Source organism: Paracoccus sp. SSK6, assembly GCF_039770665.1.
Taxonomy (GTDB): Bacteria; Pseudomonadota; Alphaproteobacteria; order Rhodobacterales; family Rhodobacteraceae; genus Paracoccus.
In genome coordinates, this window is the sequence record NZ_JBDPNJ010000015.1 from 1 (window position 1) to 17,369 (window position 17,369).

The 17,369-nt window shown below is 65.4% G+C and carries 17 protein-coding genes; 8 read left to right on the forward strand and 9 right to left on the reverse strand.

Annotation, left to right across the window (positions count from 1 at the left end; genetic code table 11):
• Positions 1 to 121 precede the first annotated feature (121 nt).
• The 3 genes from AAIL68_RS11255 to AAIL68_RS11265 all read left to right on the forward strand — a co-directional run bounded on the left by AAIL68_RS11255 (position 122) and on the right by AAIL68_RS11265 (position 1,933).
• Positions 122 to 676: a thioredoxin family protein gene (locus AAIL68_RS11255; protein WP_347139872.1), complete on the forward strand. Its 555-nt coding sequence runs from the start codon at positions 122 to 124 to the stop codon at positions 674 to 676.
• Complete coding sequence (gene gph, locus AAIL68_RS11260; protein ID WP_347139873.1) at positions 673 to 1,353, forward strand: phosphoglycolate phosphatase; 681 nt, start codon at positions 673 to 675, stop codon at positions 1,351 to 1,353. Before AAIL68_RS11255 ends, gph begins: the two co-directional genes overlap by 4 nt.
• Before the next feature lie 109 nt (positions 1,354 to 1,462).
• Positions 1,463 to 1,933, forward strand: coding sequence for a TIGR01244 family sulfur transferase (locus AAIL68_RS11265; protein WP_347139874.1), 471 nt, complete (start codon positions 1,463 to 1,465; stop codon positions 1,931 to 1,933).
• On the opposite strand, the gene AAIL68_RS11270 is transcribed toward AAIL68_RS11265, so the two are convergent.
• The 5 genes from AAIL68_RS11270 to AAIL68_RS11290 form a co-directional block, all read right to left on the reverse strand.
• Complete coding sequence (locus AAIL68_RS11270; RefSeq protein WP_347139875.1) at positions 1,930 to 2,274, reverse strand: ArsC/Spx/MgsR family protein; 345 nt, start codon at positions 2,272 to 2,274, stop codon at positions 1,930 to 1,932. The two genes, AAIL68_RS11265 and AAIL68_RS11270, sit on opposite strands and share 4 nt — an antisense overlap.
• Positions 2,275 to 2,407: 133 nt before the next feature.
• On the reverse strand, positions 2,408 to 3,715 hold the full coding sequence (locus tag AAIL68_RS11275; protein ID WP_347139930.1) for a DUF3422 domain-containing protein: 1,308 nt from the start codon (positions 3,713 to 3,715) through the stop codon (positions 2,408 to 2,410).
• Between the two features lie 90 nt (positions 3,716 to 3,805).
• Entirely contained in the window at positions 3,806 to 5,248 is a 1,443-nt protein-coding gene (locus AAIL68_RS11280; RefSeq protein WP_347139876.1) for an NAD(P)(+) transhydrogenase (Re/Si-specific) subunit beta, read from the reverse strand.
• Between the two features lie 10 nt (positions 5,249 to 5,258).
• Complete coding sequence (locus AAIL68_RS11285; RefSeq protein ID WP_347139877.1) at positions 5,259 to 6,833, reverse strand: Re/Si-specific NAD(P)(+) transhydrogenase subunit alpha; 1,575 nt, start codon at positions 6,831 to 6,833, stop codon at positions 5,259 to 5,261.
• Between the two features lie 177 nt (positions 6,834 to 7,010).
• The gene (locus AAIL68_RS11290; protein ID WP_347139878.1) at positions 7,011 to 7,643 is read right to left on the reverse strand and encodes a hypothetical protein; all 633 of its coding nucleotides are present in this window, start codon (positions 7,641 to 7,643) and stop codon (positions 7,011 to 7,013) included.
• Positions 7,644 to 7,835: 192 nt separating this feature from the next.
• Here AAIL68_RS11290 and pepN point away from each other — a divergent pair, with 192 nt between their 5' ends.
• Together pepN and AAIL68_RS11300 are read left to right on the forward strand one after the other, a co-directional pair.
• On the forward strand, positions 7,836 to 10,427 hold the full coding sequence (gene pepN, locus AAIL68_RS11295; RefSeq protein ID WP_347139879.1) for an aminopeptidase N: 2,592 nt from the start codon (positions 7,836 to 7,838) through the stop codon (positions 10,425 to 10,427).
• Positions 10,428 to 10,468: 41 nt separating this feature from the next.
• Entirely contained in the window at positions 10,469 to 11,377 is a 909-nt protein-coding gene (locus tag AAIL68_RS11300; RefSeq protein WP_347139880.1) for a 1-acyl-sn-glycerol-3-phosphate acyltransferase, read from the forward strand.
• Here AAIL68_RS11300 and AAIL68_RS11305 read toward each other — a convergent pair.
• The gene (locus AAIL68_RS11305; protein ID WP_347139881.1) at positions 11,374 to 12,234 is read right to left on the reverse strand and encodes a D-amino-acid transaminase; all 861 of its coding nucleotides are present in this window, start codon (positions 12,232 to 12,234) and stop codon (positions 11,374 to 11,376) included. The genes AAIL68_RS11300 and AAIL68_RS11305 overlap by 4 nt on opposite strands.
• Before the next feature lie 152 nt (positions 12,235 to 12,386).
• Between AAIL68_RS11305 and AAIL68_RS11310 the strand changes: the two genes are divergently transcribed.
• On the forward strand, positions 12,387 to 13,343 hold the full coding sequence (locus AAIL68_RS11310; RefSeq protein ID WP_347139882.1) for an L-malyl-CoA/beta-methylmalyl-CoA lyase: 957 nt from the start codon (positions 12,387 to 12,389) through the stop codon (positions 13,341 to 13,343).
• Positions 13,344 to 13,355: 12 nt separating this feature from the next.
• Here AAIL68_RS11310 and AAIL68_RS11315 read toward each other — a convergent pair whose 3' ends face one another.
• Genes AAIL68_RS11315 through AAIL68_RS11325 form a run of 3 tightly spaced genes read right to left on the reverse strand, consistent with a single transcriptional unit; the run spans position 13,356 to position 15,688 of the window.
• Positions 13,356 to 13,919 carry a DUF2585 domain-containing protein gene (locus AAIL68_RS11315; protein ID WP_347139883.1) on the reverse strand — a complete coding sequence of 188 codons (564 nt, stop codon included), beginning with the start codon at positions 13,917 to 13,919 and terminating at the stop codon, positions 13,356 to 13,358.
• Between the two features lie 15 nt (positions 13,920 to 13,934).
• The gene (locus AAIL68_RS11320) at positions 13,935 to 14,774 is read right to left on the reverse strand and encodes a TIGR02186 family protein (protein WP_347139884.1); all 840 of its coding nucleotides are present in this window, start codon (positions 14,772 to 14,774) and stop codon (positions 13,935 to 13,937) included.
• Positions 14,774 to 15,688 carry a sulfite exporter TauE/SafE family protein gene (locus AAIL68_RS11325; protein WP_347139885.1) on the reverse strand — a complete coding sequence of 305 codons (915 nt, stop codon included), beginning with the start codon at positions 15,686 to 15,688 and terminating at the stop codon, positions 14,774 to 14,776. The genes AAIL68_RS11320 and AAIL68_RS11325 overlap by 1 nt, the downstream gene beginning before the upstream one ends.
• 174 nt (positions 15,689 to 15,862) lie before the next feature.
• Here AAIL68_RS11325 and surE point away from each other — a divergent pair, with 174 nt between their 5' ends.
• Together surE and AAIL68_RS11335 are read left to right on the forward strand one after the other, a co-directional pair.
• On the forward strand, positions 15,863 to 16,678 hold the full coding sequence (surE, locus tag AAIL68_RS11330) for a 5'/3'-nucleotidase SurE (RefSeq protein WP_347139886.1): 816 nt from the start codon (positions 15,863 to 15,865) through the stop codon (positions 16,676 to 16,678).
• Positions 16,675 to 17,337 carry a protein-L-isoaspartate(D-aspartate) O-methyltransferase gene (locus AAIL68_RS11335; RefSeq protein ID WP_347139887.1) on the forward strand — a complete coding sequence of 221 codons (663 nt, stop codon included), beginning with the start codon at positions 16,675 to 16,677 and terminating at the stop codon, positions 17,335 to 17,337. The genes surE and AAIL68_RS11335 overlap by 4 nt, the downstream gene beginning before the upstream one ends.
• Positions 17,338 to 17,369: the final 32 nt, after the last annotated feature.

The window sequence follows — 17,369 nt, forward strand, 5'->3', positions numbered from 1 at the left end:
CAGAGGTGATGGTTCCAAAAATAATCTGTATTATGTATCATAAATTCCATCTGCGACCATTGCCCGGCTTGCTCCAACCTGCATAATCGTAACACTCACCCCAATCCCTTTCGGAGGTCTCATGGCTGTCTCGACCCCAGTTTGCGATTTCGGTGCGCCTTGGCATGAGTTCAGCCTGCCTGGTGCTAACGGCTGCATTTATAGCCTGACCGACGTGTCTGGTCCGCGTGGAACGCTTGTCATGTTCATCTGCAACCATTGCCCTTACGTGCAGTCGATCATCGACCGGATTGTCCGTGATGTCAGGCAGATGCAAGCTGCGGGAATAGGTGTGGTCGCGATCTCGGCGAACGATGTCCGGGAATATCCGCAGGACGGTCCCGAATACATGAAAGCCTTTGCCGAAAGGCATGGCTTCAGTTTTCCCTACCTTTTCGATGAAGCCCAGGATGTTGCGCGGGCCTATGGTGCCGAATGCACGCCTGATTTTTTCGGCTACAATGCCCAAGGCGAACTGCAGTATCGCGGGCGCTTCGACGCCTCGGCGCGCACGCCCGGACCAACCGATGCCAGGCGTGAACTGCTGGAAGCCATGCTCCAGATCGCCGAAACCGGCAAAGGGCCTGAAAACCAAGTTCCTTCAATGGGTTGTTCGATAAAATGGAAAACCGCATGAACGTTTGCCTTGCACCCTGCCCGATCGTCTTCGACCTTGACGGCACGCTGATCGACAGCGCACCCGATATCCACGCCTGCGTCAATGCGGTCCTGGAACGGCATGGAACGCCCCTTCTGACGCTGGATCAGGTGCGCAGCTTCGTCGGCGGCGGCGTGGATGTGCTGTGGCAAAAGATCATCGCCGCAAGAGAGTTGGAGGACGCGAGAAAGCCGGATTATATTTCGGCCTTCATGGTTTGCTACCAGGATGCGACACAGTTGACCCGGCTTTTTCCGGGGGTCGAGGATGCCTTGGAGACTCTGGCCGACCGTGGCCATCCCCTCGGCATTTGCACCAACAAGCCGCTGGCCGTGACGCGGGCTATCCTTGAGCATTTCGGAATCTCGCGCCTGTTCGGCTGCGTCATCGGCGGGGATTCCGTTCCCGAACGCAAGCCGCATCCGGCGCCCCTGCGCGCAGCGCTGCAGGGTCTTGGCGCTGATCCCGCGCGCCCCAAGGCCTTCTATGTCGGGGACAGCGAATTTGACGCGGCCTGTGCCGCGGCGGTTCCGGTTCCGTTTCTGATCTATACCCAAGGCTATCGCCAAACCCCTGTCGATGAACTGCCGCATGCCGCCTCCTTCGACAACTTCGCCCAATTGGCGAACCTGATCGAAATACAGCCGGTTGCCTGATCAGACTTGTCCTGCAACGCCTGGGCCTGCCCGCCGCCGATTGTATCGCAATCAAGGACAGTTGGCCCGGCCCCTGCCCACGATCCTTGCACATGCTTGACATTCGCCAATGCTTTGCGCCAATCGGGGCCTCTATGCCACGGAAGGGCTTGTCATGGACCTGCGCCAGCTTACGCCAAACCTTGCGGTCTCGCCGCAGATCACCATCGAGGATGTGCCGCTGCTGGCCAGTTCCGGCTTCAAGACGCTTATCAACAACCGCCCCGATGAAGAGGCTGGCGCCATCGACCATCAGGCCATGGCCCGCGCGGCGTCGGAAGCGGGAATGGAATACCATTACCTGCCCTTCACGCAGGGGCAGATCACGTCCGACCTGATCCAAGGCTTTGCCGCTGCGCTGGAGGGGGAAAAGCCCGCCATCGCCTATTGCCGGTCGGGCAACCGATCCACTGTGCTGTGGGCGCTGAGCCAGTCGGGCAAGCAGTCCGAAGCCGAACTGCTGTCCACTGCCGCCGCTGCCGGTTACGACCTGACCGGGATCGTGCCGCTGATGCGGTCCCTGTCCGGCAGCAACGGCTAGGCGGGAACGCCCAAGGCGCGCTTCACATTCGCGGTCCATCCAAGCAGGCGCAGGTCGCCTGCGACGATGGCCGGGCGCTTCATGACGCTGGGCTTTGCACCCATCATGGTAACGGGATCGGCGGCGCGCTCTTCCTCGGACATGGCGCGCCATGTCAGGCTGGCGCGGTTGACGATCTTGGCGCCGAAATCCGCAACCATGGCTGCGCGCTCATCGTCCGCCAGCGGTTGCTTCTGAACGTCGCGGAAGTTCACGGTCCAGCCATGCCGTTCCAGATCGGCCTGCGCCTTCTGGCAGGTCGAACAATGCGCAAGTCCGTAGAGGGTCAGATCCTGCGTCATCAGACGAACGGCACCAGCGGAACGCCACAGGCGGACAGGGCCAGAAGGGCGGCAAGGGCAAGAAACAGCTTCATGTCGGATCCATCATTGAAGGCCTCGCCATCTTATCGGCACCCTGCCCCGCGCCTTCAAGTCACAAATCGCCCGCAGGCCCGTGCTTGTGCAGGCTGCGGCGAACCTGCCGCATGGCCCACCAGACAACCAGCACGGCAAGCGGGGTCAGGCCCGCGATCAGATAAGCCTTGTCCACATGCAGCCTGGCCGCGACGGGATACAGCGCATAGGACAGCAGACCCACGGCATAATAGCTGATGGCCACGACCGACAGCCCCTCGACCGTGTGCTGCAGGCGCAGTTGCAGGTCGGCGCGGCGGTCCATGCGCTCTAGCAGCAGTTGGTTCTGCGCCGACCGTTCGACATCGACCCGCGTGCGCAGCAATTCGCCCGCCCGCGCGGCACGTTCCAGCATCGTCTTCAGCCGCGTCTCGGCCGAGGCCGTGGTCCGCATGGCAGGCTGATAGCGGCGGCGCATGAATTCGGTCAGCATCTGGCGGTCCCTGAAACGGGTCTCGCGCAGCGCCGTGATCCGGTCCGTCACGATGGCCTCATAGGCCTTGGTCGCGCCGAAGCGGAAGGAATGCTGGACCGCCTGCGCCTCAAGCTCGGCCGAGACCGCCAGCAACTCGTGCAGGACCGTTTCGGCTGGCCGCGCCTCGTCCGTCATGCCATCGACAATGGCCGACAGGCGCGGCTCAAGTTCGTTCAAGCGGTTGCTGAGTCCCCTGGCCCGCCCAAGGCCCAGCATGGACATCGCACGATAGGTTTCCAGTTCGGCCAGGCGATGCACGATCCGGCCGATGCGGCCCTCGCCCACGCCGGGCTTCACGAACAGCGCGAACCGCATCCAGCCGTCCGCGTCGATCCTGAAATCGCCCACGATCAGGGCCGCTTCCTCCAGCACCCAGACGGCCGTCAGGCTGTCGCGGGCAAACCAGGTGCCGGTGCGGTCCAGCACCTCTTGGGGATCGTCCGGCAGCAGGTCGATCTGGACCATCACGGCAGCCACGCGCTTGCCGGGCGCCGCCTGCTGCCACTCCTGCGGAAAGATCGCAGCCGCGCTTGGATCGAAGGGACGGATCGGCAGGCCCGGTGTCAGGGCCATGTAGGTCACGAACTCGGTATGGCTTTCCCACTTGAGGTCATACCGGCCAAGCCGTCCCTGGTAATGGCTTTCGCTGGGATCCGGGCGTGGCCCGCCATGGCGGCTGGTCAGTTGCGTCAGATGCGCCAGATCCCGCGCCCGGTCGCGGTTGGCGGCGTCCAGCGGTTCCTTGAAGGCAACAAAGACGCAGGTGGCCGGGGCGGACAGGCGAGGCGAGGGCCGGGCGTGCAGTTCGTTGACAAGGTCGTATCGCAGCGGATGTTCGATTTCCGGCCCCACGGTCGCTTCCTTCATGGCCGGTCGCGCCGGCGTGCCTGATGCGCAAAGGGGCGCGATTGCCGCGCCCCCTGCCCTGGTTCTTCGTGCCGATCAGTCGATCATCGGCAGCAGCTTGTTCAGGCTGTCCTTGGCATCGCCATAGAACATCCGGGTGTTTTCCTTGAAGAACAGCGGGTTCTCAATCCCCGAATAGCCGGTGCCCTGCCCGCGCTTGCTGACGAACACCTGCTTGGCCTTCCAGACCTCCAGCACCGGCATCCCGGCGATGGGGCTGTTCGGGTCGTCCTGGGCCGCCGGGTTCACGATGTCGTTCGAGCCGATCACGATCACCACGTCGGTCGAGGGGAAGTCCTCGTTGATCTCGTCCATCTCCAGCACGATGTCATAGGGAACCTTCGCCTCGGCCAGCAGCACGTTCATGTGGCCCGGCAGGCGTCCCGCGACCGGGTGGATGGCAAAGCGCACCTCCTTGCCCGCAGCCCGCAGCTTGCGGGTCAGTTCGCTGACGGCGCCCTGCGCCTGCGCTACCGCCATTCCATAGCCCGGCACGATGATGACGCTGTCGGCCTCGTTCAGCGCGGCGGCCACGCCCTCGGCGTCGATAGCGATCTGTTCGCCCTCGATCTCGGCCGCAGGGCCGGTCTCGCCGCCGAAGCCGCCCAGGATCACGCTGACGAAGTTTCGGTTCATCGCCTTGCACATGATATAGGACAGGATCGCACCCGACGAACCCACCAGGGCGCCCGTCACGATCAGCAGGTCGTTGGACAGGGTGAAGCCGATCATCGCCGCCGCCCAGCCGGAATAGCTGTTCAGCATCGACACCACCACGGGCATGTCGGCCCCGCCGATGCCCATGATCAGGTGATAGCCGATGAAGAAGGCGAGAGCCGTGATCAGGATCAGCCAGAAGATCGCCGGGCCGACGCCCGCGCAATACAGGATGCCCAGCAGCACCGACAGCGCCAGCGCGCCCGCGTTCAGCATGTGCCCGCCCGGCAGCTTCTTCGGCTTGCCGTCGATGCGGCCCGCCAGCTTGCCGAAGGCCACCACCGATCCGGTGAAGGTCACGGCGCCGATGAAGATGCCCAGGAATACCTCGATCTTCAGCATGGCGATCTCGGCCGGGGTCTTGTGGGCCAGCACGGCGGCAAAGCCGTGGAAGACCTGCACGCCGCCCTCGGCCTTGGCGCGCAGGACGCGGGCCAGTTCGATTTGGGCGTTGAAGCCGACGAAGACCGCCGCAAGGCCCACCAGCGAATGCATGGCGGCGACAAGCTGCGGCATCTCGGTCATCTGCACGCGCTTGGCGACGACCCAGCCGATGGCCCCGCCGATGGCGATCATGACGATCGACAGCAACCAGTTGCCCGCGCCGGGGCCGAACAGCGTGGCCAGAACGGCCAGGGCCATGCCGACGATGCCATACCAGATCGCGCGCTTGGCGCTTTCCTGGCCCGACAATCCCCCCAGCGAGAGGATGAACAGCACGGCTGCGACCACATAGGCCGCGGTGGTGAATCCGTATTCCATTGCTGTCCCCTTACGACTTCTGGAACATGGCAAGCATCCGGCGCGTGACCAGGAAGCCGCCAAAGATGTTGACGCCCGCCATCAGCACGGCAAGCGCGCCCAGCAGGACGACCCACCACGACCCGGACCCGATCTGCATCAGCGCGCCCAGGATGATGATGGAACTGATCGCGTTGGTGATCGCCATCAGCGGCGTGTGCAGCGAATGGGCGACGTTCCAGATCACGCGGAAGCCGATGAAGCAGGCCAGCACGAAGACGATGAAGTGCTGCATGAAGCTGAAGGGCGCGATCGCCCCGATCAGCAGCAGCACAAGCGCGCCCGCCACCAGCAGCGTGACCTGCGACTTCGTTTCGGCCCGGAAGGCGGCGACCTCGGCCGCGCGGCGTTCCTCGACCGTCAGGGCCTTCGGCTTTTCCTTGGGCTTCTGCGCCGCGATGGCCGCGATCTTGGGCGGCGGCGGCGGCCAGGTCACGTCGTGGTCGCGGGTCACGGTCGCGCCCCGGATCACGTCGTCCTCCATGTTGTGCTCGATCACGCCGTCCTTCTTGGGCGTCAGATCGGCCATGAAGTGGCGGATGTTGTTGCCGTAAAGCTCGGAGGCCTGCGCGCCCATGCGCGACGGGAAATCGGTATAGCCGATGATCGTCACGCCGTTTTCCGTCACATGGCGTTCGTCGGGAATGGTCAACTCGCAGTTGCCGCCGCGTTCGGCCGCAAGGTCCACGATCACGCTGCCCGGCTTCATCGCCTCGACCATGTCGCGGGTCCACAGCTTCGGCGCGTCGCGGCCGGGGATCAGGGCCGTGGTGATCACCACGTCCATCTGCGGCGCAAGCTCTCGGAACTTCGCAAGCTGCTTCTCGCGGAACTCGGGGGACGAGGGCGCGGCATAGCCGCCGGTCGCCGCGCCGTCCTGCGCCTGCTCCTCGAAATCCAGGAACACGAACTCGGCGCCCATGGACTCGATCTGCTCGGCCACCTCCGGGCGCACGTCGAAGGCATAGACCTGCGCGCCCAGGGACACGGCGGTGCCGATCGCGGCAAGGCCCGCCACGCCTGCGCCCACAACCAGAACCTTGGCCGGAGGAACCTTGCCCGCCGCCGTGACCTGCCCCGTGAAGAAGCGGCCAAAGTTGTTCGCGGCCTCGATCACCGCGCGATAGCCCGCGATGTTGGCCATCGACGACAGCGCGTCCATCTTCTGCGCGCGGCTGATCCGGGGCACCATGTCCATGGCAATGGCGGTGACGCCCTGCTCCTTGGCCAAGGCCAGCAGATCGCCATTCTGCGCGGGATAGAAGAAGCTGATCAGCGTCTGCCCCGACTGCATCTGCCGGATCTCGTCCTCGTCCGGCTGGCGCACCTTGGCCACCACATCGACCGACCGGATCAGATCCGCAGCCGTCGGCACCACCGTCACGCCAGCGGCGCGATAGCTGTCGTCCGAGAACCCGGCCCGCGCGCCCGCACCGCTTTCGACAAAGACCTCGTGCCCCAGCTTCATCAGATGCCCGGCAGAGGAGGGCGTGATCGCGACCCGCGCCTCACCCTCGAAACCTTCCTTCAACGCGCCAATCTTCATGGCCCTGTTGTCCCCCGCTCGTTCCATTTCGGTTGGGGTGACAGATAGCATCGCGAAAGATTTGTTCACAAGTCCGCGAATTGACCTTACGGGACGAATGTCTGGGGTCGGCCTTGCGACAAAAGAAAACGCCCGACGTCGCGAAACCTCGGGCGCTGAAAAAAGGCGCGGCGCTGCTTAGTTCGCAGGGGCCGGAGTAGCGGGGGCAGGCGTCGTGGTGGTGGTCGCCGGGGCTTCATCCACCGTGACGGCGTCGTCCACGGCCTCGCCCGCCTCACTGGCCGACTGGGCGGCGGACTCGGCGGCGCTGTCAGCCGCATCGCTGGCCGCATTCGCGGCATCCTGCGCGGCAGAGCCTGCGGCATCGGCGGCATTGTCGGCAGCCGAGGCCGCGCTTTCCGCCGCATTCTCGGCAGCATCGGCCGCATCGTCGGCCGCGCCTTCCGTCGCCGCGGCTGCATTGTCGACGGCGTTTTCGGTCGCGGTGGCGGCGCTGTCGGCGGCTGCCTCGGCACTGGCGGCGGCCGCTTCGGCGTCAGAGGCGGCATCGCTGGCGGCACCCGTCGCCGCGCCGTCGGTGGTGGTCACGGTCGTGGTGTCGCCGTCCACCGCCACGGTGTCATCGCCGGTAAAGCGCTGCAGCACGAAATACGCCAGGGCAAGCGCCAGAAGGACGCCGATGATCAGCGGCAGCGGCGATGACCGGCGCTCGACCGGCTCGACATAGGTTTCGTTGCGGACAAGCGGGTCGGCGGGACGCGCGGGATCCGCCGGGCGGGTGCGGTTCGGATCGTTCGGGTCATAGGTCATTGCTGGCCTCCAGGTACTAGGTTGGGAAACCGGTTCATTGTCGCCAAGGATGCGGTTCTCCTGCGGTCCGGGGCTTGAGCCCAGGCTGCGTAGGGGAAACCAGCCGACTTGCGACCCGGCCTTCATGCGACTAACACATTGGACAAGATCAGGTTCCGCCGGGCGGAGCAGCTTTCTTCAGCCGAGGATGCGATGACCCAGACCCAAGGGCAGAATGCGCACAATCTTGCCGATTACCGGCCTTATTCCTTTGTCCTGACCGCCACGCGGATGCATTTCGACCTGCAGCCACAGGCCACGCAGGTCCGCACCGCCTTGTCGATGGCGCCTCGCAACCCCGACACGCCGCAGGATTTGATCCTCGACGGCGGCAAGGGGGTGGAGCTTCTGTCCCTGACCATCGACGGCCAGGCGCCCGATCCTGCCCATGTGCAGCGCCGGGACGAGACGCTGACCATCGCGGCCGCCGCCCTGCCCCCGCATCCCTTCCTGCTGGAAACCGCCGTCCAGATCGACCCTTCGGCCAATACCGCCTTCGAGGGGCTGTATATGTCGAACGGCATGTTCTGCACCCAGTGCGAGGCCGAGGGCTTCCGCCACATCACCTTCTATCCCGATCGACCGGACGTGATGGCGACCTTCCATGTCACCATCGATAGCGATTTGCCCGTGCTGCTGTCGAACGGCAACCCGGTTGGCCAATCGCAGGGGCGCGCGGAATGGCACGATCCCTGGCCCAAGCCGTCCTATCTGTTCGCGCTTGTCGCGGGCGACCTGGTTGCCGTCAGCGACAGCTTCACCACGCGGTCGGGCCGCAGGGTCGCGCTGAACGTCTGGGTCCGGCCCGGCGATCAGGACCGCGCGGGCTTTGCAATGGAATCGCTGATCAAGTCGATGAAATGGGACGAGGATGTCTATGGCCGCGAATACGACCTGGATGTCTTCAACATCGTCGCGGTCGATGACTTCAACATGGGGGCCATGGAAAACAAGGGGTTGAACATCTTCAACTCGAAACTGGTCTTGGCCAGCCCGGAAACCGCGACCGATACCGATTACGAACGCATCGAGGCGGTGATCGCCCATGAATATTTCCACAACTGGACCGGCAACCGGATCACCTGCCGCGACTGGTTCCAATTGTGCCTCAAGGAAGGGCTGACGGTCTTCCGCGACCAGCAGTTCACCAGCGACATGCGCTCTGCCGCCGTCAAGCGGATCGAGGATGTGCAGGCCCTGCGCGCCCGCCAGTTCCGCGAGGATCAGGGCCCGCTGGCCCATCCCCCGCGCCCCGACCGCTATGAGGAGATCAACAACTTCTACACCGCGACCGTCTATGAAAAGGGCGCCGAGGTCATCGGGATGCTGAAGCGCCTTGTGGGCGACGACGGCTATCGCCGCGCGCTAGACCTGTATTTCGACCGCCACGATGGCCATGCCGCCACCATCGAGGACTGGCTGAAGGTCTTCGAGGACGCGACGGGCCGCGACCTGACGCAGTTCAAGCGGTGGTACACCGACGCTGGAACCCCGCGCCTGACCATGGCCGAGGATTGGCAAGGATCCGAGGCTGGCGGCACGCTGACTCTGCGCTTCACGCAGGAAACTCCGCCGACGCCCGGCCAGCCGGAAAAGCTGCCGCGCGTGATCCCGATTGCCGTGGGCCTGATCGGTCCCAATGGCGATGAGATCGCGCCCACGCAGGTGCTGGAGATGACCGAGACCATCCAGTCCTTTACCTTCGGCGGCCTGGGCGCCCGCCCGGTCGTGTCGGCCCTTCGCGGCTTCTCGGCACCCGTGATGCTGTCGCGCGACCTGGACGACGCCACACGCGCCTTCCTGCTGGCCCATGACACCGACCCCTTCGCCCGGTGGGAAGCCGGGCGCGACCTGGCGCTCTCCGCGCTGACCGCAGCCTCGCAGGGTCAGGCCACAAACGGCGATTATGTCGAAGCCATCGGCCGCCTGATTGCCGATGACAACGCCGATCCCGCCTTCCGCGCCCTGTGCCTCAACCTGCCGGGAGAGGAGGAGATCGCCACCCGCCTGTCCGCGCAGGGGATCACGCCCGACCCCGACGCGATCCACGCCACGCGCGAAGCCCTTGCCCGCCAGATCGCCGAAGCGCATCTGGACCTGCTGTCGCGCCTTTATGACGGCATGACGGTATCCGGTCCCTATCGCCCCGATGCCGCGGACGCAGCGCGCCGGTCGCTGCGCAATGCTGTGCTGGCGCTGCTTTCGCGCATCGACGGCGGCGAACGGGCCGAAATCCTGTTCGGCATCGCGGGCAACATGACCGAACGCATGGCGGCGCTGACCGCCCTGCTGCGCCGTGGGCGCGGGCAGGCCGAACTGGCTGCGCTGCAGGAGGAATTCGCCGACAACCGGCTGGTCATGGACAAGTGGTTCGCGGTCCAGCCCATGGCCGCGCCCCCCGCGCAGGCCGCAGCCATCGCCCGCACGCTGTCGCAACGCAAGGATTTCGACTGGAAGAATCCCAACCGCTTCCGCGCGCTGCTGGGCGGGTTGTCGGCCAACCACGCCGGTTTCCATGCGGCGGACGGGTCGGGCTATGACTTCACGGCCGACTGGCTGCTGCGCATGGATCCGGTGAACCCCCAGATCGCCGCGCGCATGTCCACCGCCTTCGAGACCTGGACCCGGTATGACGCGGGGCGCCGTGCCAAGGCGCTGGCGGCCCTGGAACGAATCGCTGCCCATGACGGTTTGAGCAAGAACACCCGCGAGATGGTGTCGCGGATGATCGCCGCAGGTCGCTGATGCGGTTTGCGCCCTCGACACTGCGCGCCAGAAAGGCCGGAATGACTGACCGTTACGCCGATGCAAGGGCCGAGATGCAGGCCCGCCTGGACCCCCTGATCGCCGAGCGGGCGCCCTGGCTCTATTCCGGAAAACCCCATCACCGGCTGGCGAAATGGGCGATGATGGGCTTGCTGCGCTATCCCACCACCATCCGCTTGGGCGCCGAGTTCCGCGACGTTCCCACGGCCGAGATCATGCGCCGCATGACCGACCTGATCGTCCGCGATGTCCGGGTCGAGGGGATGGAGCATATCCCCGCCACCGGCGCCGCGCTGATCGTCGCCAACCACCCGACCGGGATCGCGGACGGGATCGTGGTCCATGCGCTGATGTCGCAGTTGCGCGACGACCTGTTCATCTATGCCAACCACGACATGATCCGCGTGCTGCCGCAGACGGCGGACCTGATCGCGGGCGTGGAATGGCGCATGGAAAAGCGCAGCCATGCCAAGACCAAGGCCACGATGGATTATACCCGCGAAGCCTTGGCGGCGGGCCGGATCGGGCTGATCTTCCCCTCGGGCCGGCTGGCAAAGCGCCGTGGCCTGACGCTGCACGAACGCCCCTGGATGGCCAGCGCCGCGATGATCGCGCGCAAGTTCGGGGTGCCGGTCATCCCCATGAACATCCGTGCCCGGAATTCATCGTTGTTCTATCTGCTGGACGCGATCCACCCCACGCTACGCGACGTGACTTTGTTCAACGAAGTGCTGAACAAGCGGCGGCAAGCCTATCGCATCACCGTGGGCGCCCCCATTGACCCGGCGGCCCTGCCCAAGGGCGAGGATGCGATCAATGTTTTGCGCGACCGCGTCCTGGCCCTGCCCGCGCCCGGCCCGGATGCCGCGCGCCTGACGCAGGATCGCGGCAGGGCGCGGCTGGTGCGCGGGTCCGAGGGGCTGGCCTAGACCGCCGCCTTGCGGCTTTCCTCCAGATAGATCTCGCGCAGGCGCGTCGCCACCGGACCCACCTGCCCCGTGCCGATGGCCGCGCCGTCGATTTCCACCACCGGCATCACGAAAGCCGAGGCCGAGGTGATGAAGGCCTCGTCCGCCGCCTGCGCTTCGTCGATGGTGAAGCTGCGTTCCTCGACCTGCATCTGCGCCTCGGACGCGAAACGCAAAACAGCGGCGCGGGTGATGCCGTGCAGGATATCGTTCGACAGCGCGCGGGTGACGATGGTGCCGTTCTTGACGATATAGGCGTTGTTGCTCGTGCCTTCCGTGACCACGCCATCCTCGACCATCCAGGCGTCGTCCACGCCGCGCGCCTTGGCCTCCATCTTGGCCATCGACGGATAGAGCAGCTGCACCGTCTTGATGTCGCGGCGCGCCCACCGCTGGTCCTCGATGCTGATGACCTTCCAGCCGGTCTTCGCCGCCGGGTTGTCGGCAAGGCCGGGCTTCGACTGCGTGAACATCACTACGGTCGGGCGCGTGCCCGCCGCCGGATAGGCAAAGTCCCGGTCGCCCGGATTGCCGCGCGTCACCTGCAGATAGACCAACCCGTCGGTGATGGCATTCTTTTCGACCAGGGCACGGAACGCCGTCAGATAGCCGTTGTCGGACAGCGGGTTGTCCATCGCCAACTCGTTCAGCGACCGCTTCAGCCGGACCAGATGGCCGTCGAAATCCAGCAGCTTGCCGTCCAGGACGCTGACGACTTCGTAGACGCCATCGGCCATCAGAAAGCCCCGGTCGAAGATCGAGATCGTGGCCTGATCCTCGGGCAGGTAGTCGCCATTTACATAGACCGTGCGCGTCATGATGTGTCCTTGCTTCCAGCGTGCGTCGGCGTGGTCCTGCGCCCAAAGCGCGGGATCGTCAAGACGGACCAAGGTTGCTGCACTGCAGCCTTGATGCTGCGGCTGCGAAAGATTATTGCTGGTCGGGACGCAAATCTTTTCGGAACATGCCCATGAGCTTTCGCACTCAACCCCTGCCGCCTTCCCGCCTGAACCGCTGCCAGTTGTTCGGCCCTGGCTCTCGGGACAGCCTGTTCGAGAAGATGGCGAAATCCGCCGCCGACGTGATCAACCTAGATCTTGAGGATTCGGTCGCCCCCGGTGACAAGGACCGCGCACGGGCAAACATCATCCAAGCCATCGGCGACATCGACTGGGGCGACAAGACGTTGTCGGTCCGCATCAACGGGCTGGACACGCCCTTCTGGTATCGCGACGTGGTGGACCTGCTGGAGCAGGCGGGGGAGCGGTTGGACCAGATCATGATCCCCAAGGCGGGATGCGCCAGCGACATCTATGCCGTGGACGCCCTAGTCACGGCGGTGGAACGCGCCAAGGGCCGCACCAAGCGCATCAACTTCGAGGTCATCATCGAAAGCGCGGCGGGCATCTGCCATGTCGAGGAGATCGCGGCCTCATCCCCCCGGATGCAGGCGATCAGCCTGGGTGCGGCTGATTTCGCGGCGTCGATGGGCATGGCGACCACGGGCATCGGCGGGACGCAGGAAAACTATTACATGATCCGCGAAGGCCAGAAATACTGGCCTGATCCCTGGCACTGGGCGCAGACCGCCATCGTCGCCGCCTGCCGCACGCATGGTCTGCTGCCGGTCGATGGGCCCTTCGGCGACTTCAGCGACAGCGACGGCTTCATCGCGCAGGCCCGCCGGTCGGCCACGCTGGGCATGGTCGGGAAATGGGCGATCCATCCCAGCCAGGTGGCGCTTGCGAATGAGGTCTTTTCCCCCAGCGACTCCGCCGTGACCGAGGCGCGCGAGATCCTGGCCGCGATGGAAAAGGCCAAGGCCGAAGGCGCGGGCGCCACGGTTTACAAGGGGCGCCTGGTCGATATCGCCTCGATCAAGCAGGCCGAGGTGATCGTGCGCCAGGCGGAACTGATCGCAGGGTGACCGGGCGGGGGCTTAGGCCCCCGCTTGCCAGGCGCGCACGCTGTCCATCGGCCACAGCAGCATCAGCACGTTCAGCGCCAATCCGTCCCGGATCAGCCAGATGGTCAGCGCCTCGAACCCGACGACGATGGCGATGGACAGCCAGACCGGCAGCCATCGCGCAAGATAAAAACCCGCCACCATCGCCAGAATGTCGGCGACCGAGTTGACCACGCTGTCGCCGTAATAATCCAGGGCGATGGTGACGGCGCGATAGCGTTCGATCACGGCATCCGAATTCTCGACGATCTCCCACGCGGCCTCGACCAGGGTGGCGGCCAGCAGGCGCCAGCCCAGCGGCACCCGCCGCGCCACCAGCCACAGCGCGGCATAGAAGATGATGCCGTGGATCAGATGCGAGGGCGTGTACCAATCGGACAGATGCTGCGAGTTTTCCGAACTGACCGTCTGCCCGTGCCACAGCTTGACATAGCCGCATTCGCAGATCGGCACCCGCCCCGCCGCCAGCAGGACCATCGCGGCACCCGCGATCACGGCAACCACGCACCAGTACGGAAAAGCCTTCTTTGTGAACATCTTGCGCCTGATTTCTTACGGCCGTCTCAGCTTCCTGAAGGCTGCCGACGCGCCCCATCCGGCGAAAACGGCGACCCCCAGCGACATCAGGCCGTAAAGAAACGGCTCGTCAAAGGCCAGGCGATACAGCCAGCGTTCCACGCCGACCTTGCGCACGTTGATCGGCGCCACGAAGACGTCGATCACCTCTCCGTTCCGCAGCAGGAAGATGCGGGTCTTGTAGGCGCCTTCCACCAGGTTCGCGGGCAGGCTGACATCGGCGCGGAACAGCGTCTGATCGATCAGCGACACGCTGCCTTCGTCCAGGCGGTAAAGACCCTCGTTCTGACGGATGCGGATCAGGGCTTCGGTAAAGGGCACGGCGCTTTCCACCGCCACCTGTCCCGCGAAGGCGCGCATGGCATGGGACAAGGATATGCGATAGCGGCTGTCCCATTCCGGCAGCAGGATGTCGTCCAGCTTGGCCGAGGTCGCGACGGCATAGAAGCCCGGCGCCGCGCCGATCCTGACGGCCTCGGCATTGATCCAGATCCCGGCCTTGCGTTCCTTGCGCCAGACGGTGACGCTGCTGGAGGGCGCCTCGACCGTAACGATGACCTGCAAGGGCGAGCCTTCGGGGATCGGCGTCTCGCGCTTGATCGCACCATAGATCAGAATCTCGGACCCGTTGAAGCTGGCGGTGATCGCGACGGAATCGCTGGACAGGCCCGCCACGACCGTTTCCTCGGGCGGGGTGTCGGCGGTCGGCGTGGCCTCGATGGGCAGGGCTTCCGCATCGGTCTGCGGGACCAGCGATTGCGCGCCTGCCGCGCAGGACAGGGCCAGCAGCATCAGCCCGGCGATCCCCGCCCGCATCAGCCGATCCCCTGCTGGACGACATAAAGATCGTCGGGCGTCAGGAACAGATCCAGCGCCAGCTTGCCGCAGACCGCCAGCACCAGGAGCGCCAGCAGGATGCGCAACTGTTCGGCCCGCAGCTTTGCCCCCAGCGTGGTGCCGATCTGCGCGCCGACGACGCCGCCGATGATCAGCAGCACCGCCAGCATCATGTCCACCGTGTTGTAGCTGACGGCATGCATCAGCGTCGTGAAGGCGGTGACGAAGGTGATCTGGAACAGGGACGTGCCGACGACGACCTTCGTGGGCATCCCCAGCAGATAGATCATCGCGGGCACCATGATGAAACCGCCGCCCACCCCCATGATCGCGGCCAGCACGCCCACGGCCAGCCCCACCAGCAGCGGGGGAAAGACGCTGATATACAGGCCGGATGCGCGGAACTTGACCTTCAGCGGCCAGCGGTGGACCCAGTTGTGCTGGTGCAGCCGCTTGCGATAGCCGGGCTTGGACGACCGGCGCAGCGCGCGGATGCTTTCCTGCAGCATCATAGCCCCGATCAGGCCCAGGAAGACGACATAGCACAGCTGCACCACCAGATCGACCTGGCCCACCTGCTGCAGGATCGTGAAGACCCAGACCCCCATCCAGGATCCGACCAGGCCCCCGGCCAGCAGGACGCCGCCCATGCGGAAATCCACGCTCTTGCGCTTGACATGCGCCAGGACGCCCGACACCGAGGATGCCACGACCTGGTTCGCGCCGGTCGCCACCGCGATGGCGGGCGGGATGCCGATGAAGAACAGAAGCGGCGTAATCAGGAAGCCGCCGCCGACGCCGAAAAGCCCGCTCATCAGGCCCACAAGCCCGCCAAGCCCGACAAGCACGAAGGCGTTGACCGATACCTCTGCTATGGGAAGAAAGATCTGCATGAAACCGCGCGCCGCCTGCGTCAAGGCGGCAGGATGCAACGGCCGGGCACTCAGGTCAAACCGCTTTCCGCCGCTGCGGGCCAGCAGGCGCTTGAAGCGCGAAGGCCACCCCGCTAATCAGGAACGAAGACGTGAACGGGCGCTGCTTTCGGCGCAAGACCAGCGGGCCGGACAATGCGCATCTTGATCACCAATGACGACGGCATCAACGCCCCCGGCCTTCAGGTGCTGGAGGAGATCGCCGCGACCCTTGCCGGCCCAAAAGGAGAGGTCTGGACCGTGGCCCCCGCCTTCGAGCAGTCGGGCGTGGGTCACTGCATCAGCTATGCCCATCCGACCATGGTCGCGCGCCTGGACGAACGCCGTTACGCGACCGAGGGCAGCCCGGCCGACTGCGTGCTGGCCGCCGTCTGCGACATCATGACGGACGCGCCGCCGGACCTGGTGCTGTCGGGCGTGAACCGAGGCAACAATTCCGGCGAAAACGCGATGTATTCGGGCACCATCGGCGGCGCGATGGAAGCCGCGCTGCAAGGGCTGCCCGCGATCGCGCTGTCGCAATATCTGGGGCCGCAGACATCGGGTCTGGCCGATCCGTTCGAAGGCGCGCGCCATCATGGCGCGGCGATCATCCGGCGCCTGCTGGACCATAGTGACTGGACTTCGGACGCGGATTTCCGGCTGTTCTACAACATCAACTTCCCGCCCGTTCCGGCGGCAGGGGTGCGCGGCACCCGCGTGGTCCCGCAAGGGCGGCGGCAGGGCACCAACTTCAGCGTCGTTCCCCATACCGCACCGAACGGGCGCCGCTTCATGTGGGCGGCGGGGGGCGCGCAGAACGCCCCTGCCCGGCCCGGCACCGATGTCGCGGTCAACATGGAGGGTTTCATCTCGGTCACGCCGATGCGGGCGGATCTGACCTGCCATGCCTCGCTGCACGAGATGGCAAACCTGTTCGATGACGACACTTTGGGGGCAGAGAGCCCATGACCGTCGATCACGACGACGACGATGACCCTGCCGAGCGCAAGATGCGCTTTCTGTTCCAGTTGCGCTCGCGCGGAGTGACCGACCCGCGCGTGCTGGCGGCGATGGAAAGGATCGACCGCGGCCTGTTCGTGCGCGGCCAGTTTGCCGACCGCGCATACGAGGACACGCCCCTGCCTATCCCCTGCGGGCAGACGATCAGCCAGCCCTCGGTCGTGGGGCTGATGACGCAGTCGCTGAACCCCGGCCCGCGCGATACCATGCTGGAGATCGGGACCGGATCGGGCTATCAGGCGGCGATCCTGTCGGGGCTGTGCCGCCGGGTCTATACCGTGGATCGCCACCGCCGCCTTGTGCAGGAAGCCGAGGCGATCTTCCGCCACCTGAAGCTGTCCAACATCACCGCGCAGGTGGCCGACGGATCGCGCGGGTTGCCGGACCAGGCGCCCTTTGATCGCATCCTTGTCACCGCTGCCGCCGAGGATCCGCCCGGCCCCTTGTTGGCACAACTCAAGATCGGCGGTATCATGGTCGTGCCGGTGGGACAGTCCGACGCGGTCCAGACCCTGATCCGCGTCACCCGGACCGAAGCCGGCTTCGATTACGACGAATTGCGGCAGGTGCGGTTTGTTCCGCTGGTCGAAGGGTTGGGACCACAATGACCCCGATCTGCGGCGCGGCAGACTAAGGACGA

Excerpts from the sequence above, each read along its gene's own strand:
- AAIL68_RS11300 (WP_347139880.1), top strand. The coding sequence starts at position 10,469 with ATGACTGACCGTTACGCCGATGCAAGGGCCGAGATGCAGGCCCGCCTG.
- AAIL68_RS11305 (WP_347139881.1), bottom strand. The coding sequence starts at position 12,234 with ATGACGCGCACGGTCTATGTAAATGGCGACTACCTGCCCGAGGATCAG.
- AAIL68_RS11290 (WP_347139878.1), bottom strand. The coding sequence starts at position 7,643 with ATGACCTATGACCCGAACGATCCGAACCGCACCCGCCCGGCGGATCCC.
- AAIL68_RS11320 (WP_347139884.1), bottom strand. The coding sequence starts at position 14,774 with ATGCGGGCGGGGATCGCCGGGCTGATGCTGCTGGCCCTGTCCTGCGCG.
- gph (WP_347139873.1), top strand. The coding sequence starts at position 673 with ATGAACGTTTGCCTTGCACCCTGCCCGATCGTCTTCGACCTTGACGGC.
- pepN (WP_347139879.1), top strand. The coding sequence starts at position 7,836 with ATGACCCAGACCCAAGGGCAGAATGCGCACAATCTTGCCGATTACCGG.
- AAIL68_RS11315 (WP_347139883.1), bottom strand. The coding sequence starts at position 13,919 with ATGTTCACAAAGAAGGCTTTTCCGTACTGGTGCGTGGTTGCCGTGATC.
- AAIL68_RS11270 (WP_347139875.1), bottom strand. The coding sequence starts at position 2,274 with ATGACGCAGGATCTGACCCTCTACGGACTTGCGCATTGTTCGACCTGC.
- AAIL68_RS11325 (WP_347139885.1), bottom strand. The coding sequence starts at position 15,688 with ATGCAGATCTTTCTTCCCATAGCAGAGGTATCGGTCAACGCCTTCGTG.
- AAIL68_RS11310 (WP_347139882.1), top strand. The coding sequence starts at position 12,387 with ATGAGCTTTCGCACTCAACCCCTGCCGCCTTCCCGCCTGAACCGCTGC.
- AAIL68_RS11285 (WP_347139877.1), bottom strand. The coding sequence starts at position 6,833 with ATGAAGATTGGCGCGTTGAAGGAAGGTTTCGAGGGTGAGGCGCGGGTC.
- AAIL68_RS11265 (WP_347139874.1), top strand. The coding sequence starts at position 1,463 with ATGCTTTGCGCCAATCGGGGCCTCTATGCCACGGAAGGGCTTGTCATG.
- AAIL68_RS11335 (WP_347139887.1), top strand. The coding sequence starts at position 16,675 with ATGACCGTCGATCACGACGACGACGATGACCCTGCCGAGCGCAAGATG.
- AAIL68_RS11255 (WP_347139872.1), top strand. The coding sequence starts at position 122 with ATGGCTGTCTCGACCCCAGTTTGCGATTTCGGTGCGCCTTGGCATGAG.
- AAIL68_RS11280 (WP_347139876.1), bottom strand. The coding sequence starts at position 5,248 with ATGGAATACGGATTCACCACCGCGGCCTATGTGGTCGCAGCCGTGCTG.
- surE (WP_347139886.1), top strand. The coding sequence starts at position 15,863 with ATGCGCATCTTGATCACCAATGACGACGGCATCAACGCCCCCGGCCTT.